Origin of the sequence: Flavisphingomonas formosensis, from assembly GCF_009755815.1 — a bacterium.
GTDB lineage: Bacteria > Pseudomonadota > Alphaproteobacteria > Sphingomonadales > Sphingomonadaceae > Flavisphingomonas > Flavisphingomonas formosensis.
On sequence record NZ_WRPK01000011.1, the window covers coordinates 209,600 to 235,425 of the forward strand.

Consider the following 25,826-nt stretch of genomic DNA (forward strand, 5'->3'; position numbering starts at 1 on the left):
GGCGGCCGGGCGTCTCCTTTCCTATAAGGTCTGGGAAACGCCACGCCTCGCCGCTTCGTTCCGGAACGCTTCCGCTGGCGCGCCGGTTGGATGATGTGAAGGAGATACAGCATGACCGCCATCGCCGACGCCCGCATCCTGATCATCGCTACCGACGGGTTCGAGGATAGCGAATTGTTCGGCCCGCGCGAGAGGTTGCTCTCATTGGGAGCGAAGGTGGTGATCGCGTCGCCCGGGACGGACCCGATCCAGGGGCGCGAGCATGACGAGAAGACGCGAACGATAGCGCCGGACATTACGCTGGATCAGGTGGACGTCGCGGCGTTCGATGCCCTGATCCTGCCGGGCGGCGTGATCAACCCCGATGCGCTTCGGCTGAATGCTGAAGCGATCGGGCTGATCCGCGCTTTCGCCGAAAGCGGCAAGCCGCTCGCCGCCATTTGCCATGGGCCCTGGCTGCTCGTGGAGGCCGACGTCATTCGCGGCCGGACGGTGACCGGCTGGCCGTCGATCCGCACGGACCTGCGCAATGCTGGCGGCATGGTCGTTGACCGCGCGGTGGCCGTCGACGGCAATCTGATCACCAGCCGCCAGCCGGAAGACGTTCCGGCCTTCACCGACGCCGTGGTGGCGCGGCTCGAAGACCGGGAGGTTGCGGTCGAAGCGGCCTGATCAGGCCGTCTGGGCGCCGAACCGGCCGTGGCGGCGATAGCTGACCAGCCAGGCGGGCGCGAGCGCGGCCAGCGGCGAGGGCGTGATACCGAACGCTTCGAAGCCTGGCATGCCCGCCGAAACGACATTGTCTTTCTGCAGCATGAGCCACTGATCTTGCGTGATCGGCGCGCCCGGCAGCCAGCCGAACCTGGCCATCAGGCCGCCGACTGAATCGGGTAGGGGCAGCAGCGGACGATTGCGACCGGTGGCCTTCATCAGCCAGCCCATCAGCGCTTCCATGCTCAGCACCTCGGGGCCGCCGAGCTCGAACGTCTTGCCGGCATACTCCTCCGGATGGAGCGCCGCGGTCGCGACCGCGCGGGCAACATCGCCCACCCAGACAGGCTGGAACTTTGCCTCGGGGCGAATCACCGGGAGCACCGGGGCAAGCTGCGCCATGCCGGCGAAGCGGTTGAGGAACTGGTCCTCCGCGCCGAAAAGGATGGAGGGGCGCAATATGGTGGCACCTTCAAAGGCTTCGCGGGCGGCTGCTTCGCCTTCGCCCTTGCTGCGGCCGTAAGCCGAGGGGGCTTCGGGATCGGCGCCGATCGCGGAGACCTGGACAAAGGCGCCGGCCCCTGTTGCCGTGGCCGCGGCGGCGGCATTGCGCGCGCCATCGACGTGCACGGTGCGAAAATCGCCCTTGAGCACGCCGACGAGGTTGATCACCGCGTCAGAGCCCTGTGCCGCGCGGCGCGCGCTTTCCGCCTTGGTGACGTCAGCGGCGACGAACTGGGTCTGGCCGAGGCCGCCCAGCGGCTTCACGAAAAAGGCATGTTTTGGATCCCGTTCGGCCACTCGCACGCGGGCACCCGCCGAAAGCAGTTCCTGAGCGACGTATCGCCCCAGAAATCCTGCGCCACCGAAAAGCGTCACCAGCTTCGCCATCGCGAATCCTTCGTCCTTCTTTCTCTGCCCGACCGGAGAAATCTGCCATGCCCTCCGCAGATGCTGTTGACAAGCGTCGACCCGCACCGCTAAGCGCCCGGCCTCGCCCCGTGCCCAGGTGGCGGAATTGGTAGACGCGCTGGCTTCAGGTGCCAGTGGCCGCAAGGCCGTGAAGGTTCGAGTCCTTTCCTGGGCACCATTTGTTCTTCCGGGGGCGTCCGAGAACGTCCCGGAAATGGCTGAAATCCGTCGATTATTATGCTATAGTCGTCCGGCGAAATCCGGGCGGATACGGCACCAATCGAGAACAATTCGGGTATCTCGGAAGGTATCGTTGTCCTCCCTTTTTGGAGGCGATACCCCAGATGGCAACCCTTTTTGCCATGACCGTGGCCAGCGCCAAGCCGACCTCGAAGGACTATAAGTTCTCCGACGCCGCCGGGCTATACCTGCTTGTGAAGCTTGTTACTCATCGTTGAGACCTTCTGTTGAGGGATGCAGTTGTGGGGCGAGGCGCAATTCCGCGACTTCGCTCTGCGGGAAATGCTCGGCGTCGCGGTGCTGAGTGGGATTGGAAGCGCCGGTTGGCAGGCGGGAGCAGGCAGGCAACCGGCCAATCGGCTCTCCAACCTCACGTCACGAGGATTGTCGTCCGTCATCGCGAAGAAGCCCCCGGTGGGACCGGCGGAGTCCAAAAGGGCTATTCTGATCGCAGTGGCCGCACCTTCCTCCGGCGTCAGGACACCCGTGTTGTCGTTGAGGTTGGTCCCGACCCAGCACCACGCCAAGCTGCACTCGACCAATCCGCTCGAGCGGTTCAATGGCGAGGTCAAACGGCGCACCGACGTCGTCGGCATCTTTCCCTAAGGAAGACGCTATCACCCGCCTCGTCGGCGCCATCCTGCTCGAACAAAACGATGAATGGGCGGAGCCGGCCAAGAAGGCTCCGCGTGCGCAGCACGTGGAAGGCCGGCGGAGGGCGTCCAGCGCTGCCGATACATGATGCTGGAAAGCGTCGCCCAGCTGAGCGATAATCCCCTCGTCTCGCTGCCTCCCATGGCAGCTTGACCAGCCCCGCCTGCGCCGGAGATCGATGGCCATCCGCCAATGATCCTACAGCACGCGCCCCGGGACACGATCTTTAGCGCGGACGCAATGCGTTTCCCTACATTGACGCCGCCATACTTGCAGCGCCTCTTTCAGGGCCTGCGCTCCGCTGTACAAAACAAGACTGAAATTGATCGGAACGAAATTTCCGCTCTCATCAAAGCCATTTGACCACAGATCGTGCATCATCAGGCAATGCCGCGAGGATCAGCAGCCCGCTCTCGCTTGCCAAGGAAATAGGAGAATTGAACAGCGTGGTCGCCGGCGCGGGCGTCGCATCGGGGATAGCGCGCGCTTTCTCGAAGCCGAAAATCATGATCCTGAGGTCAACCTCGATCTGCGGCGTCGCAAGATCGACCCCGCCGCCCGGGGTGCATCGTCTCATACATGTCTGCGACGAGCGACGTGAGCACTGGGTCGAAGATATCATCGACGGAGCGCGCCCACGCGCAGCGGCCGGGGATCACCCATTTTCGACAGTTCGCGGATTAAGAAGGCCTCGTCGGGACCAACGCCAGCGTGCCTCTCAACCACAGGCGCGCGCCGATGGTCAGATCGAGAACGGATTACCTCTCGATCAGCGTCCGCAGGCGTGCAACGGCGGCCGAGGGCGCGGAAAGCACCGGCACTGCGGTTTTCGCCTGTGCCGCCTCCTGCGCCCGCGAGGTCGAGAAGTGGGCAAGCATGATCGCGTCCCGGCCGTCGAGTTCGCCGATGCGCGCAGCGATGCGGGCATTATGGGCCTCTGTGTCGCCGGCGCGCAGCGCGGTCATCGCATCCTCGACAAGGATGGTCGTGAGCGTGGCATCGCCGCCGATCGACGCCGCGTATTCGGCGAACTCAGCCTCCATCGTGATGATCGAGGGGGCAAACGTGGCGACCATCCCGACCTTCGGGCCGATTTCCAGGGCAGCCTCGAACATCGCCTCGTTGGGCTTCAGCACCGGCACCGGGAATTCGCGCGCCATCTGCTCGATCGCGGGGCCGAACGCCGAACAGGTGACGAGGATCGCGTCGGCGCCGATCGACAGCGCGTAGCGGCCCAGCGAGACGAAGCGGGCGATCAGCGCCTCGGTCAGCTCGGCATCGCGCGCGCGGTCCGGGGTCAGCGCGTCGTCGAGCAGGTTGACCAGTTCCGGCTCGGGCCAGAGGCTGCGAAAGGCCGACTGGATCGGGTCGATGGCGACGGTGGTGGCGTGGAGCAGGACGATGCGCGGGTGCTGTGTCATGGCCGGGGTCACTCGAAGAAGGGGATGAGGCCGCTTGCGAGGCAAGCGGCGCGCACGGGTTGGCTGAACAGCTGATCGAGGAACGCGGCCGCGCCTTGCCGGTTGGCGGCGTCGGCGAACAGCGCGGCGCTGAAATCGGTGGTTTCCTGAACCGCGTCCGGGAACGGGCCGAGCACGTCGAGACCGGGCACCGCCAGCAGTTCGCTGAGCTGCTGGACTGCCAGCACCGCATCGCCGCGCGCCACCGGCTCGCCGGTCAGCCCGGAGGGGATGACCGTGGCCTTGGCGCGAACCGCGTCTCCGACACCGAGCGCGTCGATCAGTCGCTCGAAGTAGATGCCGCTGGCCCCGGCGCGCGAATAGACGAGGCTGGGCACCGCCAGCAGCGTTGCGCGCAGGTCCTCGACCGAGCCGATGGCGAAGCGCTCGCCCCCTTGCGCCACCGCGAGGCCGAAGGCGGCCTGTGCGAACGGGCGGCGGCTGGCGGGATCGATGAGGCCGCGAGCGGCCAGTTCGTCGAGCGCCCAGTCGATGGCGACGATGCCGTCCGCCCGCTCACCCGCCGAAATGCGCTGCATAAGCGCCACGGTCGGGTCCCAGACCATGCCCACCTGTTCGCCGGCAGCGTCGAGCGGGGGAAGCACATAAGCGTCGACGATGGCGCGCACGATCAGCGCGCTCATCATCGTGGTCGGGCCCTTGGCGGCGGGCATCGAGCGGCTCATAGGTAGTCGAACGGGAAGGGGATCGTCGCGAGGCGGTCGTCGATCCACTTGCGGTCGACCGTGCCGTTGCGCACCCGGTCGCGCTGCGCGGTCTCGCCGGCAAGACGCTTGGCGGCTTCCTCGTAGATCGTCTCGGTCAGGTCGAATGGCACGCAGATGACGCCATCCTCGTCGCCGACGATGAGGTCGCCCGGCATCACCACGAGACCGCCGACCGAGACCGGCACGTTCAGTTCGCCGGGGCCGGTCTGGTATGGCCCGCGCTGGGTCACGCCGGCCGCGAAGACCGGGAAGGGGTGGTTGCCGACGTGTCCCGAATCGCGGATCGCGCCGTCGAGGACGACACCGGCAAGGCCGCGCGTCTCCGAATGGGTGAGCATCATCTCGCCCATCAGCGAATTGGTGCAATCGCCGGCGGCGTCGACGACGATGACGTCGCCGGGCAGGGCGCTGTCGATCGCCTTGTGGATGAACAGGTTGTCGCCGGGACGGGTGTGGACCGTGTAGGCCGGGCCGACCAGCACGGTGCCACCGGCGTGCATCGGCCGGATATGCGGGCCGGCGGCGAACAGGCGGCCCATGCAGTCGCCGATCACGGCGGTCGGGATTTCGCGGTACTTTTCGACGGTCTCAGGCGAAACCCGGCGGGCCGGTTGCAGGATGGCTCGGAGCTTCATGGGCGGTTCCTCGGATGAACGCGGGGGCTGTCGAGCCGGGTCAATAGGCAGCGTGAACGGCCTTGCGCCAATAGAGATTGCAGCGACCAGCCATAAAGGCGATGTATGGCTGGATGCGAAACGCGCTCGACCTGCGCCGCCTGCGCTACTTCGCCGCGATTGCTGAGCATGGCTCGCTCTCGGGCGCCGCGCGGGCGCTCAACGTCGCGCAGCCGGCGCTCAGCCACCATATCCGCCAGATCGAGGCCGCGCTGGATCTGGCACTGCTGGAGCGCCATCGCGACGGCGTGACGCTGACCGACGCGGGCCGGCTGCTCGAGGCCCACGCCCGCACGATCATGGCTGCGGTCGAGCGCGCCGAGGACGAGCTAGCCGCGCTTGCCCCGCCAGCGCCGCCCGCTTTGCGGTTGCGGATCGCGATCATCTCCTCGATCGCCGCCGAACTGACCCCGCTGCTGCTGGCGCAGTTCCAGCGGACGATGCCGGGCGTCGCCGTGCGGATCACCGAGGCGGGCACGCTCGACAGCCGCGAACTGATCGACAAGGGCACGGTGGATCTTGCCATCGCCCTGTCACCCTCGCGCCGCGCCGTGCCGGTGGCGTCCGAGCGGTTGCATCTCGTCTCGCGCGCCGAGGGGGAGGGCGACGACGGCGACATTGCCTTCGCCGAAGTGCTGCCGCTGCCGTTGATCCTTCCGGCGCGGGGCAACCCCTTGCGCGAGCTGATCGAAGCCGAGGCGGCGACGGCGGGACGGCGGCTCGACGTGGTGTTCGAAATCGACGGGCCGACCTCGCGCACCCGCGCCTTGTCGTCCGGGCAGGGGCACACGATCCTTGGCGCCACCTCGACTGCGGAACTGGCGCGCACGCCCGGCCTTGTCGTGCGCGCCATCGTCGCGCCGGCGATCCGGCGGCCGCTCTACATGGATGCGCGGCAAGGGCTTCCGGCGGACCTTGTCGACAGCGCGCGGAGGGCACTGGCGGCGGCGCTTGCCAGCATGCCGAGCCTCGATCCCGTCGGCTGAATTTTTCGGGCGCTGTCATTCATTTGGCAGATGATTGGCATGGCGACAGCAATTGGACGGCCGCCGCCCCCCTCGCCTAGCATGGCGGACAAGGGAGCATTCCTGCATGCCGCGCTTCACTGCCAATCTCAGCCAGCTCTACACCGAATTCCCGTTTCTCGACCGCTTCCGCGCCGCCGCCGCCGATGGATTCGCGGGGGTCGAATATCGCGGGCCCTACGATCATCCCGCCAAGGATATCGCCGCCCTGCTGCAGGCGCATGGACTCGAGCAGGTGCTGTTCAACCTGCCTGCGGGTAACTGGTCCGCCGGAGAACGCGGGATTGCCTGCCTGCCCGGGCGACAAGCGGAGTTTCGCGAAGGTCTGGAACAGGCGATCGCCTATGCCGGGGCGCTGAGGTGCCGGCGGCTCAATTGCCTTGCCGGGCTGATGCCCGAGGATGCAACGCCGGACGAGCTGGAAAGCACGCTGATCGGCAACCTGCGCTACGCCTGCGAGCGTCTCTCGGGCACCGGCATCACCTTGCTGCTGGAGCCGCTCAACCGCGTCGACCTGCCGACCTGCATGCTGGCGAGTACCGACGGCGCGGTGAAGGTGATGTCGGCGGTCGGCTCCACCAATCTGAAGCTGCAGTACGATTTCTATCACATGCAGGTGATGCAGGGCGATGTCGTGCGCCACTTCGCGCAACTGCTGCCCCAGATCGGCCATGCCCAGATCGCCGGCAATCCCGGCCGTCACGAGCCGGACGTGGGGGAGCTCAACTATGGCTATATCTTCGCCGAGATCGATCGGCTGGGTTACGAGGGCTGGGTCGGGTGCGAATACGTGCCCAAGGCGGGCACCAGCGATGGGCTGGGCTGGATGAAGCCCTGGCTCTAGTTACCGCCCGAGCATCCCGTCGCCCGCGTCGCGCGCAAAGCGCATGTTGACGAAGATCGCCAGCAACGAAATCGCCGCCACTGTCCAGAATGCCGCCGAGAAATCCGCAAAAGCGGGGACCGTGCGCGCGTGCGCGGCCATCGACAGTTGTAGTGCGCCCGCACCGATACAGATACCGGCCGACAGGGTGAGCTGCTGGAAAGTGGTGTAGAACGCGGTCGCCTGGCTCATCCGGGCGGCATCTACCTCGTCGTAGGCGATGGTGTTGTAGGCAGTGAACTGCAGAGACATCATCGCGCCCGACAGCGCCATCACGCCAAAGACCGCCGCCATCGGCCAGTCGGGCCGGAACAGGCCACAGCTGGCATAGCCGGCCGTCGCCAGCACACCGACGCCGATCAGGCTGGTGCGATAGCCGAAGCGGCGCAAGACGCCGCCCGCGAGGCCCTTCATGGTAAGCGCACCCAGGGCAGTCGCGATCGTCATCATGCCGCTCTGCGTTGCCGACATGCCGTAGGCGAGCTGCATCATCAGCGGCAGCAAGAAGGGTTGCGCCCCTTGCGTGATGCGGGTCAGCGAGCCGGCGATCATCGACAGCCGGAAGGTCGGCACGCCGAGTAGCGAGAGGTCGAAGATCGGATGCGCGGCGCGCCGGGCATGGGCGAGGTAGAGCGCACCGGCGACCAGACCGGTCAGGATCAGCGTCACGGCCTCATGGCGCTGGGCGGGATGGCTGACCAGCTCGGAACCGAACAGCAGGCAGCCCAGCGCGATGGCCGAAAGCAGAAACCCGCCAAGGTCGAACGGGCGGAACTCGGGTTCGTGCGCGTCGTCGAAATAGCGCGCGGCGAGGACGAGGCTGACCAGGCCGACGGGCACGTTGATCCAGAAGATGCAGCGCCAGTCGACGTAGGTCACCAGCAGCCCGCCGAACGGGGGGCCGATCACCGGGCCGAGCAGCCCCGGCACCGTCATCCACGCCATCGCCGAGACCATGTCCTTGCGTGCGACCGAGCGCACCAGGATCAGCCGGCCGACCGGCAGCATCATCGCCCCGCCAATGCCCTGAACGAACCGCGCCACGACCAGCGAAGGGGCGCTCCACGCAAGGCCGCAGCCGATCGAGCCGGCCATGAACACGGCGACGGCAAGGCCGAAGACGCGCTTGGCACCATGGCGGTCAGCCATGGCGCCCGAAGCCGGGATGAAGATCGCGAGCGCCAGAAAGTAGGCGGTCAGCGCGATGCTGAGATCGGGAGCGGCGGTATGGAAGTCGCGCGCCATCGTCGGCAGCGCGGTGGTAAGAACCGTCGCGTCGAGGCTCTCCATGAAGAGGGCGCAGGCGACGACCAGCGCCACCGTGCGGTAACCTGGACGCTCGGCCGCTCGGTTCGTGGCGACAGGCGGCGCCTCATAGCGCACGGTTCGCCCGGCGAACGACAGACGCCATCTGGAATATTTCGAGGGAGTACCGTGCAAGGGTGGGTTGCCTGGAATCAGGGAGGATCTGGGGGCAGGTCCGGCCTCGCGCCTCCGGCCGCCTCCAGGCAAGGACGGGCCGCGCGCTATTTTCGCAAGTGCAGCAGGAAAAGCGCGCGGCCGGCCAATTGGTATCTAAGAGTTCGGGATCAAAGACTGATGTTGAGCGTGGCGCCGACGGTGCGCGGCGCCGCCGAGTTGATCGCGACCGGGGTCTGGGCGTTGTACGAGCCCGAAACATACGTCACCGCGTTGAACAGGTTACGAACGAACAGCGTCACCTGATAACGCTCGGCGATGGTCAGGCCGGCCGAAACATTGACCAGCTCCCAGCCGGGCAGCTCGGTGTAGGCCGGGCTGACCGGATCGAACGCGGTGGTGCGTCCGCTCTGGTAGCTGAATTCGCCGCGCACGAAGCCGGGCATCGAGCCGATGGTATAATTCACCTCGGCGCTGGCGTTGATCGTCCATTTGGGCGTGTAGGGCAGCGGGTCCCCGGCCACCAGCTTGTTGATCGCCAGCGGCTGGAACGGCTGGTCGCCCACCAGCTTGGCATCGGTGTAGCTGCCGCCGAGGTTGAGGTTGAGGAAGCTGGTCGGTCGCGCGGTCAGTTCCAGCTCTCCGCCGATGGCGCGCGCGGCGCCGGCATTGGTGATGAACGAGTAGGCGCCCGTCACATCGGTGCCCTGTGCCTGGATGTCGCTCCACTTCATGTAGTAGAATGCGCCGTTCAGCGTCATCCGGTTGCCCCACCAGCTCGACTTGAAGCCGGCTTCGTAGTCCCACAGGCTGTCCGACTTGTACGGCGGCGGGATGTCGATGGTCAGGCCCAGCGGCAGGTTCGGGCCGCCTAGGCGGAAGCCCTGCGCCGCCTGCGCATAGAGCAGCAGGTCCGAGGTCGGCTTCCAGTTGATCAGGAACTTGAGGGTCTTGGACGATTCCTTGTAATTCGAGGTCGGGTAGGACGTGCCGACCACGAAGGTATCGCCCGAAGCGCTGAGCGACTGCGAGTCGAGAGCGCGCGAGACATGGAATACGCGCACGCCGGCGGTCGCGGTCAGGGTGTCGGTCAGTTTGTAGCTCACCTCGCCGAAGCCCGCGATCTGCTTGGTATCGTCCTGGTTGGCGCGGGCGAACTTGGTGCGCGATGGTTCGCCATCATAGTTGCCGTCCGAATCCGCAAGGCCCGAGAGCAGCTGGAACTTGTTTTTGCGCTGCTGGTAGAAGGCACCGACCGTCCACTGCAGGGGACCCGAGCCAACCGAACTCAGGCGCAGTTCACCTGAGTATCCCTTGACGTCGTTATAGTCGCGCAGCGCCCGCAGCGAGCCGGCGGCAAGGCGCGCACGCACCGCGTCGATCGGCTGGCACGATACGTAGTCGCGGTCGGCGCACGAGAACGTATGCGTGACGACCGAGTCCTTGTGGTTGACCAGAGTGCGGTGCTGGTACGAGGCGGTCGCCGTCAGCGTCGCCCAGGGCATGTTGTACGAAGTGACGAAGTTGTAGGCTTGGAACTTGTCGTCGCCCGGCTGATTGACGAAGTTCGCCGCCACCCACTTGGTCCCGGCGATGCCGGCGAAATCCTCGTTCATGTTGAACAGGTTGCCGAAGTGGGTCTTCTGGTAATAGGCGATGAAATCGATCGTCCAGTTGTCGACCGGCTTGGCGCGCAGGTTGAAGCGGCCGCCCCAGTTACGCACCGAGTTGGTGTTCTTCTTCTGGAGGTAATACTCGTCGATCCACCCCGCGTCGTGGTCGCTATAGGCGTTGACGCGGATCGCCAGCTTGTCGCTGATGATGGGAACGTTCAGCGTGCCGTTGATCGAGGTGTTGGTGCCGCCGCTTGCGGTGGAGCTGATGGTGCCGTTGACGACACCGGCATATTTGGTCAGGTCGGGCCGCGCCGAGATGATGCGGATGGTGCCGCCTTCCGAGCCGGCGCCGTAGAGCGTGCCCTGCGGACCCTGCAGCACTTCGACACGCTGCATGTCCCACAACTTGACGTCGGGCTGCTGCGAGCCGGCGCTGGTGTTCTCGCCGGTGAAGCCGACGATCGGGATCTCGTCGAGGTAGAGGCCGACCTGCGGTTCGCCGGCGGCGGTGATATTGCGGATCGTGTAGCGCTTCTGGCCGGGACCCTGGTCCTGCACGGTCAGCGCGGGGATCTGCGCCGCGATGTCGCCGATCGACTTGGCGTTGGTCTTGAGCAGGGTGTCGTTGCCGATGGCGTTGACCACCATCGGCGTATTCTGGACCGTGGTTTCGCGGCGTGTCGCAGTGACGACGATGTCGCCGGCGACAGGTGCCGCCTCGGCCGCAGCGAGTTGCTCTGCTGCGGTCTGCGCATAGGCCGGAGCCACGCCGAGGATGCTGGTGGATGCTAGAAGACGAACGAGTGCGCGGCTGGACAAAGTCATGAAGACCCCCCTCGGGTTCACCGGTTTTCGTGACAGTTTTGTGCAACGCAAAATCAGGGGGCGCTAATTTTTTTGAGCGACAGACTTATATCGCAATCGGAGCAATCCACCGCAGCAAGGAACCCACGGGATTGCAAAAAGCTCCCTGGCGTAAAATTATCCAACGCGACGGGAATTATGCAATGTAAATGTCACAATTAAAATAACTGAAAAAATTTTTATTGCTCTATTGTCTATTAATTGTTTCAATAATTCAGATAAAATCAAAGGAAATAGGAGAAATGTCAGCGATATGCGGAAAAATGTTTCAATTTATATTGAATATATAATCACATAAAAGGCAACTTTATTGAGTTTGGTGGTGGCGGTGCAGGGGTGTTGCGCACCATATCGCAGGTTTGCCGCGCTTCGGGTACGCGTGGCTGCGGGTTATTCGCGGCTGCAATATGTACGTCCCCAATACAAATTGGACTTTGCGAGGCCGGTTCGGTCTGACGGATCCAGCCATGTACGGTGCCGACGACGCCACGCCGCGAAAGGACAGGCCATGATTTCCGCCGAGCAAAACGAATTCCTGACCCGAACGGGACCGAGGACGCCGATGGGCGACCTGTTCCGCCGGTACTGGATCCCCGCCCTGCTGGCGAGCGAACTGCCCGAGCCCGATTGCGCGCCGGTGCGCGTCTCGCTGCTCTCGGAAAAGCTGATCGCCTTTCGCGACACCTCGGGCCGGGTCGGCCTGATGAACGAGTTATGCCCGCATCGCGGGGTCTCGCTGTGGTTCGGTCGCAACGAAGAGAACGGGCTGCGCTGCCCCTACCACGGCTGGAAGTACGACGTGAACGGCAACTGCGTCGAAGTGCCGTCTGAGCGCGAGGACTTCTGCAAGCGGGTGCAGGTGAAATCCTATCCTGTCGAGGAGAGGGCCGGAGTGATCTGGACCTACATGGGGCCGCCCGAACTGAGGCCGGAACTGCCCAGCTTCGAATGGATGGAACTGCCGGCCAGCCATGTCTACCTCTCCAAGCGTTGGCAGGAATCGAACTATCTCCAGGCGCTTGAGGGCGGCATCGATTCGAGCCACGTCTCGTTCCTGCACTCGGGCGACCTAGGTCGCGATCCGCTGCACAAAGGCACCGCCGGCTCGAAATACGCTCTCAGCACCAAGACCGAGTTCGACGTCATGGATTCGGCGGGCGGCCTGCTCATCGGCGCGCGGCGTCCGGCCGAGGAAGGGCAATATTACTGGCGGCTCAGCCAGTGGATGATGCCCTGGTACACGCTGATCCCGCCCTACAAGGGCAATGCGCTCAACGGTCATGCTTGGGTGCCGATGGACGACGAGAACTGCATGGCCTGGACCATGACCTTCCACCCCACCCGCCCGTTGACCGACGAGGAACGCGCGCTGATGGATGCCGGCCACGGCGTCCACCCGATCCTGGTGCCGGATGGTTCATTCCGTCCGGTCGCCAACCGCGACAACGACTACCTTATGGACCGCGAGGCGCAGAAGGCGAAGGTCGTCTACAGCGGCATCAAGGGCATCGCCATCCAGGATTCCTCGCTGCAGGAAAGCATGGGGCCGATCGCCGATCGCACCAACGAGCACCTCGTCTCGACCGACAAGGCCATAGTCATGGCCCGCGCCAAGCTGCGCAAGTCGGCGCTGGAGGTGCAGGAAGGCGGCACCGCCCCGGGGCTCGATGCCGCGGGGCAGCGGGTGCGTTCGGCCTCGTTCATCCTGCCGGTCGACGAGCCGTTCCGCGACACCGCGCTGGAGGCGCAACAAGTGCGCATCGGCGAACCTTTTGTGGCGGTGTGAGGCGATGGCGAGGTCCCTTACAGGCTGGAAGGCGGCGGTCACGCTGGCCGATGCGGGCGTGATGCCGGCGGTTGTCGCGGCGCTGGTCGCGGCAGGCGCCGAGGTCGTCGTCGACAGCGGCGCGGCGGACGGCGCCACCGTGGTCGGTCCGGTGGCGGGCGATGCCAGCGGCTTCCTCACGCGCTGCGAAGCGGCGGTCGGCCCGCTCGACATTCTCGTCGTCGGCTCGGGGCTTGTGCGCAACAAGCCGATCCTCGACGTCGCGGACGAAGACCTTGCCGCCACCATCGCCGAGGAGCTGGTCCAGCCCGCGATCCTGATGCGCGAGGCGGCGCGGGCCATGCTGACACGCAACGGCGGGCGCATCGTCGCTTTCGGGTCGATGTCCGGCAAGACCGGCGTCCACCACAACACCGCGCCGGCAGCAGCCGCGAAGGGCGGGCTGTTCGCCTTCGTCCGCGCGCTCGCCGCCGAAGTCGCCGAGGGCGGAGTGACGGTCAATGCCATCGCCACCGCGCTGTTCGAACCGCAGACCGCGACGATGACCGAGGAAAAGCGCACCCTCTTGCGCGGCGCCGTCCCGGTCGGCCGGTTCGGTCGCTCGGAAGAGGCGGCGCATGCGGTGCTCTATCTCGTCGATCCGGACGGCGGCTACGTTACCGGCGAATGCCTCAATCTCTCCGGCGGGCGCTTCATGGATTGATGCTGATTGCCCTGTCGGGTCGCACAATAAGTCCATTCCCAAATCAAATTGGACGCTTCGCCGTTTTGTCGAATACGTGAATCGAAGAAATCGGCGTTACTGAAAGGTATAGTATGTCGGACGTTGTCATTCCCGAGTATCGCGATGAAGTCGCGGAAACCATTGCGGCCTACGTTGTCAATGTTTCGGGAACGCTGAGCGAAAAGACCCAGACGGCGGCCAAGCGCGCATTGCAGGATTCGGTCGCGGTCGCGCTGGGCGCCTTCGGCCATCCGGCGACGCAGCTCGGACGCCGTTTCGCCGAACTGATGTCGTCGGCGAGCGGCCCCTGCGTGATCTGGGGCACCTCGATCCGCACTACACCCGACGTCGCGGCGCTGATCAACGGATCGCTGATGCGCGGCTATGACTATAACGACTTTTTCGTTGGCCGCCGCAACAGCGGCCACCCTTCGGACATCACCACCGGCGTCATCGCTGCGGCCGAGTGGAAGGGCGTCTCCGGCGCCAAGCTGCTCGAAGCGCTGGCGGTCGGCTACGAAGTGGTCGCCGCGATGTTCGACTGCTTTACCACCGCGCCGGGCGGCTGGGACTACACCAATCTCACCGGCATCGGCGCCTGCGCCGCGATCGCCCGCGTCATCGGGCTCGACTACGACCAGACGCGCGAGGCGCTCGGTATCGCCGTGGTCCCGCACATGGCGACCGACGAGGTCGAATCGTGCGAACTCAACAAGCGCGGCGACCTCACCATGTGGAAGCGCTTCAACGGCAGCGACGCGGTGCGCAACGCGCTGCAGGCGTGCCTGCTCGCCTCGGTCGGCATCGAGGGCGCGATTCGTCCCTTCGTTGGCAACAACGGCTTCCTTCAGAAGATGAAGAACGACGAGAGCACGCTGCCGCTGCTCAAGGAACTGCTCGACCCGGCAAAGCCGCTGAGCCGCGTCGCCGATACCTACATGAAGCTCTATCCGGTCGGCTCGGTCGGCCAGAGCGCGATCCGCGCCGCGCTCGAGGCGCGCGAGCAGGTTTCCGACCTGTCCGCCATCAAGGAAGTGCGCGTGTTCTCGGAAGAAGGCGCCTATGACCACCTCGTCGCCATCCGCCAGGACGCCTACAATCCGATCTCGCGCGAGACGGCCGATCACTCGATGCCGTACATCGTCGGCGCCGCCGTGCTCGACGGCTTCATCCGGGTGGAGAGCTTCGACCTCGACCGGGTGCTCGAGCCCGCCCGCCGCGCCTTCGTGCGCGACCAGGTGAAGGTCGTGATCGACCTGTCGCTGGGCGCGATGAAGGACGGCAAGCTCAAGCGCGCCAGCGACGGCTACCTCTCGCGCGTCGAGATCGAGCTGAACGACGGCACGGTGGTGCATGGCGCCGCGCAGCCCTTCCCGGGCCATCCCAAGGCGCCGTTCACCGACGCCGAGATCGAGGAAAAACTGCGCTACAATGCCGAGCAGTTCGCCGGGAAAGGCGAGACCGACGCGATCATCGCACTGCTATCCAAGGCCGAAACAATGGCGAATGTGCGCGACCTGACCGCGCTGCTCACGTTTGACTGCGCTGCCAACATTTCGCTGGCGGCCTGAGCCTCCCGCCTTACCTGATCCTGACCCGCCTTTGCCAAAAGGGGAGGCGGGTCCTTCGTTGACACTATGCGAAGAGACTGCTTGGATGCCGGTCAGGTGATAACCCGGTGAACGGAGCCGGGGGCGGGTTGCATCCGCAGGTACTGGGTTGCCGCCACCGACGCTCCGGAGGGCTTTCAAACTTTGGAATTGCGCCAGTTCCGCTACTTCATTGCAGTTGCCGAGGAATTGCATTTCAGCCGGGCGGCACAGCGCCTCCACATCGGCCAGCCGCCGCTATCCTTGCAGATCCAGGCGATCGAGCGCGAACTGGGCGTGCTTCTGCTCAAGCGTGACCGCCGCAAGGTCGAACTGACCGACGCCGGCCGGCTCTTCCTGGTCGAGGCGCGCAATGCGCTCGAACAGGCGCAGCGCGCGATCGACACCGCCAAGCGCTTTGCGCGCGGCGAAGTCGGCACGCTTCGGGTGCACTTCACGACCTCGGCGCCGCTGCTGCCGAACTTTCCCAAGGCGATCCGTCACTTTCACGAGCACTATCCCAGCGTGCATCTGGAGTTGAAGATCCAGACCTCGCAGGCCATCCTCGGCGCGCTGACCCTCGGCAATCTCGACGTCGGCTTCGTGCGCCCCGCCGCGCGCACCGTGCTGCCGCGCCAGGTCAGCTCGATCCCGCTCTACAAGGACCGGCTGATGCTGGTGCTGCCCGCCGCCCACCCGCTCGCCGCCGCCGACGGGCCGGTGCCGCTGGCGGAACTGGCCGACGAGGATTTCCTGCTGCGTCCGGCACAGAAGGACGGCGGCTTCTACGAACAGATCTTCAGCCTGTGCGCCGATGCCGGTTTCACCCCGCGCGTGGTGCAGGAAACGCAGGACACCGCCACCGCTTTCGGCCTCGTAGCGGCGGGGCTGGGCGTCACCATCGCGCCGGAATCGCTGCAGGCGATCCACCTTGCCGACATTGTCTGGAAGGAGATCGACGTGCAGTCGGGCGCCGAGAGCCAGGTCCTCCTCGTCTATCGCGAGGACATGGCCTCGCCCTTGCGCGACAAGCTGATCGAGTGTTTCCGTGCGGTGGTTTCGCCCGGAGGGGATTGAAAGGCGGCGTCGGCCGGGCGTCTGCCCGCCCGCCCGAATGATAGTCTGCCCGAATGAGAGACGCTGCCGAACAAATTGGAGCTTGGGAAGGGACTGACATAACCAGAAGCCTCCAACGGCCGCACCGCTCGCAAGGAGGCATCCATTCTTCCCGAAGTCCTGATCACGCAGCCGATGGTCCCGAGCTGCATCGCGTCGTTGAACGAGCATTTCACCGTCCACACCCTGGTCGGCGCCGCCGATCCCGAGGCGCTGCTGGCCGAGGTCGCACCGCGCATCCGCGGCATTGCCGGAGGCAAGGTTTCCGCCGCGATGATGGCAAAGCTTCCCGCTCTCGAGATCGTCGCCAATTCGGGCGTCGGCTACGATTCGATCGATACCGTGGCGGCCAAGGCGCGGGGCATCCGCGTTACCAATACGCCCAACGTGCTGAACGACGCGGTTGCCGAGATCACCATCGGCTTGATGATCGCGCTCGCCCGGCGCATTCCGCAGGCGGACCGCTTCGTGCGCGAGGGGGGCTGGCTCAAGGGCCAGTATCCCAATCTCAGCGAGTTGACCGGCAAGACCGTCGGCATCCTCGGCCTGGGCCGCATAGGCAAGGAGATCGCGACGCGCGCGCAGGCGATGAAGATGCGCGTCGTCTACCACGGCCGCCGTCGCCAGCCGCGCGAACCCTATGCCTATTACGATAACCTGCTGGAGATGGCGCGCGAGTCCGACTGGCTGGTTGTCATCGCACCCGGCGGCAAGGATACCGACAACATCATCTCGCGCGACGTGATGGCGGCGCTTGGCCCCAAGGGCAGCCTTGTCAGCATGGCGCGCGGCTCGATGGTCGACGAGGATGCGCTGATCGCGATGCTCGGTTCCGGCGAACTCGGTGCCGCCGCGCTCGACGTGTTCCGCGACGAGCCCAACGTGCCCGAGGCGCTGTTCGCCATGGACAACGTCATTCTCTCGCCGCACCAGGGCAGCAAGACGGTGGAGACGCGCGACGCGATGGGCGCGCTCGTCGTTGCGAACTTGCGGGCGCATTTCGCTGGCGAGCCGCTGCTCACCGCCGTGGTCTGAGGCGATGCGGATCGGCGCCATCGCGGACGACCTGACCGGCGCGACCGACCTTGGGCTGATGTTCGCCCGCGCCGGGCTGAAGGTGATGCAGTGCGTCGGGGTTCCGTTCGCGACGTCAGGTCTTGAGGACGCACAGGCGATCATCGTCTCGCTCAAGACCCGCACCGTATCCGCGGCCGAAGCGGTCGCCCAGAGCCTTGAGGCGCTGGCATTCCTGCAGGCGGCCGGCGCCGACCGCTTCCTGTTCAAATATTGCTCGACCTTCGATTCGACCGACGAGGGCAACATCGGTCCGGTGATCGACGCGCTGATGGAGCGCCTCGGCGAGACGCGCACGATCGCTTGCCCGGCGATGCCGGCCAACGGGCGCACGGTCTATCAGGGCCACCTGTTCGTCGGCACCCAACTGCTCTCCGAAAGTCCGATGAAGGACCATCCGCTGACGCCGATGCGCGATGCGAACCTCGTGCGCGTGCTGCAACGTCAGACCGCGCGGCCGGTCTCGCTAGTGTCGCATGCGCTGGTGGCAGAGGGCGGCTCCGCGCTGGAATTTGCGCTCGATGGCATTTCCGGCATGGCGGTGGTCGACGCCATCGACGAGGTGGATCTCGTCCGCATCGGCAAGGCCGCGCGTGACTTGCGCCTGCTGACCGGCGGTTCGGGCATCGGCCTCGGCATGGCGGCGAATTTCCCGGCAGCCGAGCTCGCGGGTGAGCCAGTGGTGATGGCCCCGGCGCCCGGCAAGGGCGTGATCCTCGCCGGCTCATGCTCGGCCGCCACCCGTCGCCAGATCGCGGCTGCCGTCGCGGCAGGCGTGCCCGCGATGCGGGTTATGCCGCAGGCGTTGGCAGGCCGGACGCTTACGGTCGAGCATGCGCTTGCCTTTGTCGCCGTCAATGCCGGTGGCCTGCCGCCGATCCTCTATTCCAGCGCCGAGCCGGACGAGATCGCGGCGGTCCAGGCAGTAATGGGCCGCGAGGAAGCCGGCGCGCTGGTCGAGAATTTCCTCGGCGACGTGGCCCGCGCGCTGCTGGAGCGCGGCACGACCCGCTTCGTCGTCGCGGGCGGCGAGACCTCGGGCGCGGTGACGCATGCCCTGGGTGCGCGAACGCTGGTGATCGGCCCGGAAATCGACCCCGGCGTACCCTGGACCACGTTCGTGCATGAAGGCCGGATTATCGCGCTGGCGCTGAAATCAGGCAATTTCGGGGCGGACGACTTTTTCCTCAAGGCGTGGGAGCTGCTGGCATGACCGCCATGATCTCAGAGGAAACCCGCGCGCGCGATGCCGTGATCCGGGTCGGCAAGTCGCTGTTCGACCGGCGGCTGACCTTCGGCTCGACCGGCAACATCTCGGTCCGGCTGGACGACGGGCGCACCGTGATGACGCCGACCAATGCCTCGCTCGGCGATCTCGATCCGGCGCGGCTCTCCGTGCTCGACGGCGATGGCGCGCACGTTTCGGGCGATGCGCCGACCAAGGAGGCACTGCTGCACCGCTGCATGTATTGCGAGCGGGCGGGCGCTGGCGCGGTGGTGCACCTCCACAGCACCCACGCAGTCGCGGTCAGCGTGCTGGCCGACGTGGACCCCGACGACGTGCTGCCGCCGCTCACCGCTTATTATGTCATGCGCGTCGGCAGCCTACCTCTGGTGCCCTACTATCCGCCGGGCGACCCGGCGCTGGCGCTGGCGGTGCAGGCAAAAGCCGCGAAGCACCACGCCGTGCTGCTGGCCAACCACGGGCCGGTGGTCTGGGGCAGGTCGCTTCTCGACGCGCAGTACGCCAGCGAGGAGCTGGAGGAGACCGCGCGCCTGCATCTCCTGCTCGGCGAACGCACGGTCCGTCCGCTGACCCCGGATCAGGCGGCCGCGCTCAGGAAATAGCTCCGCCGCATTCGTCGCCTCGCGCCGGTCACGTGCATCGTTGGGATTGTCGTCCACATGGCAAAGAAAGCTCAGAACGAGGACGGAAAAGTGCCGCTGGGCATCGCCATGGCGGTGTCCTTCGCGTTCTTCATGGAGAATTTCGACGGTACTGTGCTGGCAACGGCGCTGCCGTCCATAGCCCGCACCCTCGATACCACGGCGGCGGCGGCGAACCTTGGCATCACCGCCTATTTCCTGAGCCTGGCGATCTTCATTTCGCTGAGCGGCTGGCTGGCCGACCGTTTCGGCACGCGCACCACCTTTACCGCCGCGATGCTGCTGTTCGCGCTGACCTCGCTGGCCTGCGCGTTCAGCACGTCGCTGGCGGGGTTTGCCGTCGCGCGCACGGTGCAGGGGATGGCAGGCGCGATGATGGTGCCGGTGGGACGCCTCATCATCCTGCAAAACGCCTCGCGCGCGCAGCTGGTCCGGGCGATGTCGCTGGTGACGACGCCGGCGCTGATGGGTTCCGTGCTCGGCCCGCCGATTGGCGGTCTGCTATGTACATACGCCAGCTGGCGGATGATCTTCTTCGTCAATCTGCCGGTCGCGTTGCTCGGTATCGTCCTGATCCGGCTTTACGTGCCGCAGGTGCGCGAGGCGCCGCGCAAGTTCGACTGGCCGGGCTTTTTCCTGAGCGCCGGCGCGGTCGGCACGCTGATGCTGGGGCTGCAGTCGGTCGTCGATGCGGCCGCGCTTCCCTGGCTGACGGTAGGCCTGATCACAACGGGCGCGGTGCTGCTCGGCGCACTGCTGTGGCACGCGCGGCGGCGGGCAGAGGGGCTGATCGACCTGTCGCTGTTCCGCTACGAAACCTTTCGCGCAGTGATCTTCGGGGGCGGGCTGTTCTTCGTTGCCATCGGCGCGATGCCATATCTGTTGCCGTTGCTGTTGCAGATCGGCCTCGGCGCCTCGGCCTTCGTATCGGGCATGGTGGTGTTCAGTTCCGCTCTGGGCGGTCTGTTCGTCAAGCGGCTGGCGCCGATCCTGATCCGGCGCTTCGGCTTTCGCACCGTCCTCATCTTCAACGCGCTGGGCATCGCGTCGGCGATGATCCTGGCTGCGACGATCGTCGGGCGTATCCCCATCGGGTTCATCGCGGTGATCCTGTTCGGCATTGGCCTGCTGCGCTCGCTACAATTCTCGGCGCTCAACACGATGGTCTACGCCGATGTCCCGCAGGAACGGTCGAGCCGCGCGACAAGCCTTGCCGATACCCTGAAGCAGCTTTGGCAGGGCCTTGGCGTCGGCATTGCCGCGGTCGTGCTGCACTTGCTGCAACAGCCGCTCGCCGCCAGCCCGCGGCTGCTGCCGTTCCAGCTGGCGACCGTCGCCATGGCGTTGGTCGGTGCCTGCGCCGTGCTGGTGTTCCTGCGGCTGGCGACGGATGCGGGCAGTGCGGTGAGCGGGCATGCCGCGCGCCCCGCACCCGTGGAACCGCAACCCCAGCAGGGCTGATTTGAAAGTGGGCGTCATCACTCCTCCTCCCCCCGGCGTCCCGACCCAGTGAAAGGCCACCAGCGCATGGCTGCGATTGACATCGAACTTCCCCAGGCCGAACCAGCCGAAAGCGCCGGGCGCAGCTTCCATCCCTGGACGGTGGTGCTCGGATCGGCGCTGGCGCTGGCCTTCGGGGCGGTGCCGATCCTGCAATACACCTCGGGCCTGTTCATGGCGCCGTTGCAGAAGGAGTTCGGCTGGAACCGGGTGGAACTATCGCTCGGCATCTCCTCGGTCCAGCTCATCAGCATGGTCTCTGTGTTCTTCGTCGGCTGGGCGATGGACCGATGGGGCATCAAGCGCGTGATCGCACCGCTGATCGCGCTGTTCGCGACCAATGTCGCGCTGATGGCGACGATGAATTCTCTGGCGATGTACGTGACGCTTTACGCGCTGTTCGGGGTGACTTCGACCGGGCTCAATCCCGTCGGCTTCATGAAGAGCATTTCCGCCTACGTGCACGAGCGGCGCGGGCTGGCGATGGGGGTGGCGCTGTCGGGCACCGCGCTCGGCGCCGCGATCGTGCCCCGGTTCGCGGAGTACATGATCGCCGCGCACGGCTGGCGCCATGCCTACCTCGCACTCGCCCTGCTGCCTGCTCTGGTGGCGCTGCCGAGCGTGCTGATCTTCCTGCGCGAGCCCGAGGGCTCCCGGTCCCGCGTCCGCGACGGCCGGCGGGCGAAGCGCGAGCCGCTCGACGAGCTGCCCGGGCTGACGATGGGAGAGGCGCTGGTGACGCGCAGCTTCTGGCTGCTTGCGCTGGCCATCTTCCTCGTCTCGGCGGTGCTCAACGGCACGATCGCCCATGCGGTGCCGTTCCTTGTCGACCATGGCTACAGCGCGGCAGCGGCGGCTTCGGTGCTCTCGGGCGTGGGACTGGCGAGCGTGGCCGGGCGGATCTGCTCGGGCACCCTGTTCGACCGCTTCTTTGCTCCGCACGTCGCGGTCGCCTTCTTCCTGCTTTGCATCGCCGGGCTGTTCCTGCTCGCCAACCTCAAGTCCGCGGAGATAGCGATGATCTGCGTCGGCCTCACCCTGGGCTTCGAGCTCGACATGGTCGGCTACCTCGTCCCGCGCTATTTCGGCCTGAGGAAATTCGGCCAGATCTACGGCCTGCTGTTCGGCGCGCTGAATGCCGGCGGCGCCGTCGGCCCGCTGGCGATGGGCGCGGCCTACACGCTCTGGGGGTCGTACGAATTCGCTTTCGTCAGCTTCGGGCTGATGCTGCTGGTAGCCTGTGCGATGGTGATCGGCCTGCCCGCCTATCCTTACGGCATCCTGCGGAGGCATTGAGGCGGGACGGTCTCACCCGGCAAGCAGCGTGCCGTCGATCCCGGTGATGGAGCGAACCCCGGTGAGCGTCATCGCCACGCGCATCTCGCTGGCGATGAGTTCGAGCAGCCTCGCCACAGACGCCAGCGCGAGGACATAGGCGCGGCCGAGCAGCACCGCATCGGTGCCAAGCGCCAGCATGCGCACCATATGTGGACGACCCTGCGGTAGAAGGGGTGTCTTCAGCGCGATCTAATCTGCGGATGTTCATTTCATCCGAAGTGGGCTTTCGCATTGTAGCTGGGCGTTTTCGATTGGGAGGGCGTCGCCCGCGTAAGCATGGAGGAATGCGGAGCAGATAGGTTCTGCGCGGGAACGTGCGGACGGCACCGGCGGTCCGTCGAGCGACACAATATAGGCAAGAGACATCCTCTTGCTCGCCGAGCGCGGCCCCGCCTGAGCAGCTAAGCGGTCGGAACGGTCCCGCCGTCGATGACATATTCGGTGCCGGTGATTGCCGCAGCGCGCGGGGACACGAGGAACGCCATGAGGTCGCCGATTTCGTGCGGTTTTACCGGGCGGCCGAGCGGAATGCCGCCAAGCGAATCCATGATGATCTTTTTGCCACCCTCATAATCGGTCCCTGCGTCGTCGGCGAGGCGCTGAGCCAGTGCCACCGCCGCGTCGGTCTCGATCCACCCGGGTGACACGCGCACGACGCGGACGCCCTTGGGCGTCACTTCCTTCGACAGGCTCTTGCTATAGGTCGAAAGCGCGGCCTTAGCCGCGGCATAGGCTGTGGTCGATTCAGGGAGCGGGAGCTCGTGCTGGATCGACGTCACATGGACGATGACGCCCGAGCCCTGCGCGATCATCGACGGCAGCAGCGCGCGGTCGAGCCGGACCGCCGGCATGAGGTTATGGTTCAGTTCCTTGAACCACTCCGCATCGCTCAGTGCCGCGAAGCCTCCCGGTGGCGCGCTCGATCCGCCGAGCATGTTGACGAGGATGTCGACTCCGCCGAGCCGGTCAAGGGCAGTGGCGGCGAGCGCAGCACACCCTTCCGCGGTCATGAGATCGGCCGCGACATATTCCAGACGCTCCGCGGCTTCCGCGGGGACCGATCTGGCAGCAGCGACGACCCGCACGCCTGCTTCCAGAAATGCCTCGACCACCGCCGCACCGGCGCCCTTGGTGCCACCGGTGACCAGCGCGCGCTTGCCTTCCAGCCCGAGATCGAAGCTCATGGCACGATCTCCAGCCGTGCGATCGCGCCATCGACGACGGTGAAGGCATAACGCAGGTCCGCGGGACTTCCCGGGAAATTGCCGACCAAGTGCGCAGTGACGGTCGTGCTATCCCCGGCATTCTCGATCGCGATCGGCTCACTCGTATATCGGTACTTCGCCGCTGTCTCGGACTGCCAACGGGCGATCGCATAACGGCCTCCATAGGTCCGCCGTTCGTCGACGACGACGGCATCGGCCGTAAAGCAGTCGGCGACGGCAGTGCCGTTGCCCGCATCGACGGCGAAACAGGCGGCTATCGGCTTCGGTAGGACAGGGGGCATTTTGGTTCTCCGCTTGTAGCGAGTGGACAGATTGCCCGTCGCCGGCTTATGAACAAGTACTGACGAAAAAGTTGGGTACTTACTTAAAGGTATGGCTCACGATTACACGCGCGAGACCGCAGCCGAGGGTGTCGAGAAGGCGCTCAAGCTGCTCGAAGGCCGATGGAAGCTGGTGATCCTCTTCCATCTCTTCGGCGGCCGCGTGCTCCGCTTTTCCGAGCTCGAACGCGCGATTCCCGCGGTGTCGCAGAAGATGCTGATCCAGCAGCTCAGGCAGCTGGAACAGGATGGCATCGTGCGGCGGACGATCTTCCACCAAGTGCCGCCCAAGGTGGAATATAGCCTGACCGACTGGGGCCAGGCGCTGTGTCCCGCGCTGGACGCACTGCTGACCTGGGCGGCCGATCGCGAGGCACCAATGAAGGCGGAAGCGCCCGTATCATCGCCGGACGCCTGACGCCCGGATGATCAGGTCGGCGATCTCGCGAGGCCTGCTGACCATAGATAGATGGCCGGCGGCGAGTTCGACCGTCGTGGCATGCATGCGCCTTGCCAGGAAGCTCTCGAACTCGGGCGCGATGGTCCGGTCGTCGCGAGATACGGCATAATAGCTCGGCTTGGTCGACCAGGCGGTCGCCGTGGTCTGCTCGCCGAACAGGCTGGCGGCCGTAGCGCCCTGCTCGGCGAACAGCACCATGGCCTCGCGCTTCGGCACACCGTTGGCAAAGTCATCGAGGAAGGCTGACTGCGACAAGGTGGTGAATCCGGCTGTGGTGACGATGCCGGCGCGCGCGGGAGTATTGGGAAAGCGCTGCTGCAGCGCGAGGAAGTCCTCACCGGCCGCAGGCGCGCGCGCGGCGACATACACCAGAGCGCTCACCTTCGGATCGTCGCCCACGTCGCTTACCACGGTACCGCTCCACGAATGACCGACCAGCACGGTCGGTCCGTCCTGCGCCGCCAGGGCGCGACGAACGTCGGCGTCCGCCTGCTCGAGCGAGGTGAGCGAATTCTGTACCGATGTGACGTGCAGGCCGGCAGCCTGGAGCAGCGGGATCACCTTGCTCCAGCTCGAGCCATCGGCCCATGCGCCATGGACCAGCACGACATTGCGCGCGACGGCGGTGGCCGTCCCCTGTACCGGCGCGGGCGCCGGTTGCGCGATCAGGGGCGTGGAACCTGCCGACAGCGCCAGCGCCGCGGCCGAAAATATTGCACGCATCGAATTTCTCCGCGGTTGCGGGCGGGGGTGCTTGCCGCCGCCTCATGGAGAGCTCAGGCTCTGACGAAGGCGAGCAGATCCGGGTTGATGACATCGGCATGGGTGGTGAGCATGCCGTGCGGATAGCCGGGATAGATTTTGAGCGTGCCGTTCTTCAGCAGCTCGATCTGCTTCAGCGCCGCATCCCGGTAGGGCACGACCTGGTCGTCGTCGCCCTGCATCACCAGCGTCGGCACGATGATGGCATTGAGATCGGCCGTCTGATCGGTTTCCGAAAAGGCCCTGATGCCTTCGTAATGCGCGAGGGCGCTTCCCATCATGCCCTGGCGCCACCAGTTTCGGATGACGGCCTCGGAAACGGCCGCACCCGGGCGGTTGAACCCGTAGAAGGGGCCAGACGCCACGGCCTGGAAGAATTCTGCGCGATTGGCGGCGAGCGCGCTGCGGAAACCATCGAACACTTCGATCGGCGTTCCGTCCGGGTTGGCGTCGGTCTTCAGCATCAGTGGCGGGACCGCGCTGACCAGCACTGCCTTGGCGACGCGGCCCTGCGGCTGGCCATATTGCGCGACGTAGCGCGCGACTTCGCCGCCACCGGTCGAATGGCCGATATGCACGGCGTTGCGAAGGTCGAGATGCTCGGCGACGGCCGATGCGTCCGCGGCATAATGGTCCATGTCGTGGCCGATGTCGGTCTGCGACGAGCGACCGTGCCCGCGTCGGTCATGCGCAACGACACGGTGGCCGTTGGCGAGGAAGAACAGCATTTGCGCATCCCAGTCGTCGGACGAAAGCGGCCAGCCGTGATGGAACACGATCGGCTGGGCGTCCTTGGGACCCCAGTCCTTGTAATAGATTTCGGTGCCGTCCGATGTGGTGAGATAGGTCATGATATCC

Annotated in this window: 25 protein-coding genes, 1 tRNA gene and 1 pseudogene; 15 read left to right on the forward strand and 12 right to left on the reverse strand. The window is 65.8% G+C overall.

Features of this window, described 5'->3' with window-relative positions; translation table 11 throughout:
- Positions 1–111: 111 nt before the first annotated feature.
- Positions 112–672: a type 1 glutamine amidotransferase domain-containing protein gene (locus GQY20_RS26060; protein ID WP_157220089.1), complete on the forward strand. Its 561-nt coding sequence runs from the start codon at positions 112–114 to the stop codon at positions 670–672.
- Here the strand turns inward: GQY20_RS26060 and GQY20_RS26065 are convergent, their stop codons facing one another.
- The gene (locus tag GQY20_RS26065; protein WP_157220090.1) at positions 673–1,602 is read right to left on the reverse strand and encodes a complex I NDUFA9 subunit family protein; all 930 of its coding nucleotides are present in this window, start codon (positions 1,600–1,602) and stop codon (positions 673–675) included.
- A gap of 112 nt (positions 1,603–1,714) precedes the next feature.
- Here GQY20_RS26065 and GQY20_RS26070 point away from each other — a divergent pair.
- Both GQY20_RS26070 and GQY20_RS26075 read left to right on the forward strand, forming a co-directional pair.
- Positions 1,715–1,801 (forward strand) — tRNA-Leu (locus GQY20_RS26070).
- Between the two features lie 584 nt (positions 1,802–2,385).
- Positions 2,386–2,670: pseudogene (locus GQY20_RS26075) on the forward strand (transposase); the annotation flags it as partial.
- 196 nt (positions 2,671–2,866) lie between these two features.
- Here the strand turns inward: GQY20_RS26075 and GQY20_RS26080 are convergent.
- The 4 genes from GQY20_RS26080 to GQY20_RS26095 form a co-directional block, all read right to left on the reverse strand.
- Entirely contained in the window at positions 2,867–3,025 is a 159-nt protein-coding gene (locus GQY20_RS26080) for a hypothetical protein (protein WP_157220091.1), read from the reverse strand.
- Positions 3,026–3,275: 250 nt separating this feature from the next.
- Positions 3,276–3,938 carry an aspartate/glutamate racemase family protein gene (locus GQY20_RS26085; protein ID WP_157220092.1) on the reverse strand — a complete coding sequence of 221 codons (663 nt, stop codon included), beginning with the start codon at positions 3,936–3,938 and terminating at the stop codon, positions 3,276–3,278.
- An 8-nt stretch (positions 3,939–3,946) separates the two neighbouring features.
- Positions 3,947–4,651, reverse strand: coding sequence for a molybdate ABC transporter substrate-binding protein (locus GQY20_RS26090; RefSeq protein ID WP_198351211.1), 705 nt, complete (start codon positions 4,649–4,651; stop codon positions 3,947–3,949).
- A gap of 8 nt (positions 4,652–4,659) precedes the next feature.
- On the reverse strand, positions 4,660–5,340 hold the full coding sequence (locus GQY20_RS26095; RefSeq protein WP_157220094.1) for an RraA family protein: 681 nt from the start codon (positions 5,338–5,340) through the stop codon (positions 4,660–4,662).
- A gap of 113 nt (positions 5,341–5,453) precedes the next feature.
- Here GQY20_RS26095 and GQY20_RS26100 point away from each other — a divergent pair, with 113 nt between their 5' ends.
- Both GQY20_RS26100 and otnI read left to right on the forward strand, forming a co-directional pair.
- Positions 5,454–6,365 carry a LysR family transcriptional regulator gene (locus GQY20_RS26100; RefSeq protein ID WP_198351212.1) on the forward strand — a complete coding sequence of 304 codons (912 nt, stop codon included), beginning with the start codon at positions 5,454–5,456 and terminating at the stop codon, positions 6,363–6,365.
- Between the two features lie 106 nt (positions 6,366–6,471).
- Positions 6,472–7,248 carry a 2-oxo-tetronate isomerase gene (gene otnI / locus GQY20_RS26105; RefSeq protein ID WP_157220096.1) on the forward strand — a complete coding sequence of 259 codons (777 nt, stop codon included), beginning with the start codon at positions 6,472–6,474 and terminating at the stop codon, positions 7,246–7,248.
- Here otnI and GQY20_RS26110 read toward each other — a convergent pair whose 3' ends face one another.
- Positions 7,249–8,727, reverse strand: a complete 1,479-nt coding sequence (locus GQY20_RS26110; RefSeq protein WP_232476257.1) for an MFS transporter — start codon at positions 8,725–8,727, stop codon at positions 7,249–7,251.
- A gap of 149 nt (positions 8,728–8,876) precedes the next feature.
- On the reverse strand, positions 8,877–11,147 hold the full coding sequence (locus tag GQY20_RS26115) for a TonB-dependent receptor (protein ID WP_157220097.1): 2,271 nt from the start codon (positions 11,145–11,147) through the stop codon (positions 8,877–8,879).
- Positions 11,148–11,694: 547 nt separating this feature from the next.
- Between GQY20_RS26115 and GQY20_RS26120 the strand changes: the two genes are divergently transcribed.
- The 9 genes from GQY20_RS26120 to GQY20_RS26160 all read left to right on the forward strand — a co-directional run bounded on the left by GQY20_RS26120 (position 11,695) and on the right by GQY20_RS26160 (position 22,158).
- Entirely contained in the window at positions 11,695–12,972 is a 1,278-nt protein-coding gene (locus tag GQY20_RS26120) for a Rieske 2Fe-2S domain-containing protein (protein ID WP_157220098.1), read from the forward strand.
- A gap of 4 nt (positions 12,973–12,976) precedes the next feature.
- Entirely contained in the window at positions 12,977–13,675 is a 699-nt protein-coding gene (locus GQY20_RS26125) for an SDR family NAD(P)-dependent oxidoreductase (protein WP_157220099.1), read from the forward strand.
- Between the two features lie 113 nt (positions 13,676–13,788).
- On the forward strand, positions 13,789–15,267 hold the full coding sequence (locus tag GQY20_RS26130; protein ID WP_157220100.1) for an MmgE/PrpD family protein: 1,479 nt from the start codon (positions 13,789–13,791) through the stop codon (positions 15,265–15,267).
- Positions 15,268–15,450: 183 nt separating this feature from the next.
- Positions 15,451–16,362 carry a LysR substrate-binding domain-containing protein gene (locus GQY20_RS26135; RefSeq protein ID WP_157220101.1) on the forward strand — a complete coding sequence of 304 codons (912 nt, stop codon included), beginning with the start codon at positions 15,451–15,453 and terminating at the stop codon, positions 16,360–16,362.
- Between the two features lie 162 nt (positions 16,363–16,524).
- A complete protein-coding gene (locus tag GQY20_RS26140) occupies positions 16,525–17,436 on the forward strand; it encodes a 2-hydroxyacid dehydrogenase (RefSeq protein ID WP_269769785.1) in 912 nt (303 codons plus the stop codon).
- Positions 17,437–17,440: 4 nt separating this feature from the next.
- Complete coding sequence (otnK, locus tag GQY20_RS26145) at positions 17,441–18,688, forward strand: 3-oxo-tetronate kinase (RefSeq protein WP_157220102.1); 1,248 nt, start codon at positions 17,441–17,443, stop codon at positions 18,686–18,688.
- On the forward strand, positions 18,685–19,323 hold the full coding sequence (gene otnC / locus GQY20_RS26150; RefSeq protein WP_157220103.1) for a 3-oxo-tetronate 4-phosphate decarboxylase: 639 nt from the start codon (positions 18,685–18,687) through the stop codon (positions 19,321–19,323). The genes otnK and otnC overlap by 4 nt, the downstream gene beginning before the upstream one ends.
- Positions 19,324–19,380: 57 nt before the next feature.
- Positions 19,381–20,823, forward strand: coding sequence for an MFS transporter (locus tag GQY20_RS26155; protein WP_157220104.1), 1,443 nt, complete (start codon positions 19,381–19,383; stop codon positions 20,821–20,823).
- A 66-nt stretch (positions 20,824–20,889) separates the two neighbouring features.
- Positions 20,890–22,158 carry an MFS transporter gene (locus GQY20_RS26160; RefSeq protein WP_157220105.1) on the forward strand — a complete coding sequence of 423 codons (1,269 nt, stop codon included), beginning with the start codon at positions 20,890–20,892 and terminating at the stop codon, positions 22,156–22,158.
- Between the two features lie 12 nt (positions 22,159–22,170).
- Here GQY20_RS26160 and GQY20_RS26165 read toward each other — a convergent pair whose 3' ends face one another.
- The 3 genes from GQY20_RS26165 to GQY20_RS26175 all read right to left on the reverse strand — a co-directional run bounded on the left by GQY20_RS26165 (position 22,171) and on the right by GQY20_RS26175 (position 23,707).
- On the reverse strand, positions 22,171–22,347 hold the full coding sequence (locus GQY20_RS26165) for an alpha-hydroxy-acid oxidizing protein (protein WP_157220106.1): 177 nt from the start codon (positions 22,345–22,347) through the stop codon (positions 22,171–22,173).
- A 254-nt stretch (positions 22,348–22,601) separates the two neighbouring features.
- Positions 22,602–23,384 carry an SDR family oxidoreductase gene (locus GQY20_RS26170; RefSeq protein ID WP_157220107.1) on the reverse strand — a complete coding sequence of 261 codons (783 nt, stop codon included), beginning with the start codon at positions 23,382–23,384 and terminating at the stop codon, positions 22,602–22,604.
- Positions 23,381–23,707: a nuclear transport factor 2 family protein gene (locus GQY20_RS26175; RefSeq protein ID WP_157220108.1), complete on the reverse strand. Its 327-nt coding sequence runs from the start codon at positions 23,705–23,707 to the stop codon at positions 23,381–23,383. Before GQY20_RS26175 ends, GQY20_RS26170 begins: the two co-directional genes overlap by 4 nt.
- 91 nt (positions 23,708–23,798) lie before the next feature.
- Here GQY20_RS26175 and GQY20_RS26180 point away from each other — a divergent pair, with 91 nt between their 5' ends.
- Positions 23,799–24,164, forward strand: coding sequence for a winged helix-turn-helix transcriptional regulator (locus tag GQY20_RS26180; RefSeq protein ID WP_157220109.1), 366 nt, complete (start codon positions 23,799–23,801; stop codon positions 24,162–24,164).
- On the opposite strand, the gene GQY20_RS26185 is transcribed toward GQY20_RS26180, so the two are convergent.
- Both GQY20_RS26185 and GQY20_RS26190 read right to left on the reverse strand, forming a co-directional pair.
- Complete coding sequence (locus GQY20_RS26185) at positions 24,147–24,929, reverse strand: alpha/beta fold hydrolase (RefSeq protein WP_157220110.1); 783 nt, start codon at positions 24,927–24,929, stop codon at positions 24,147–24,149. The two genes, GQY20_RS26180 and GQY20_RS26185, sit on opposite strands and share 18 nt — an antisense overlap.
- Before the next feature lie 53 nt (positions 24,930–24,982).
- Positions 24,983–25,819 carry an alpha/beta fold hydrolase gene (locus GQY20_RS26190; protein WP_157220111.1) on the reverse strand — a complete coding sequence of 279 codons (837 nt, stop codon included), beginning with the start codon at positions 25,817–25,819 and terminating at the stop codon, positions 24,983–24,985.
- Positions 25,820–25,826: the final 7 nt, after the last annotated feature.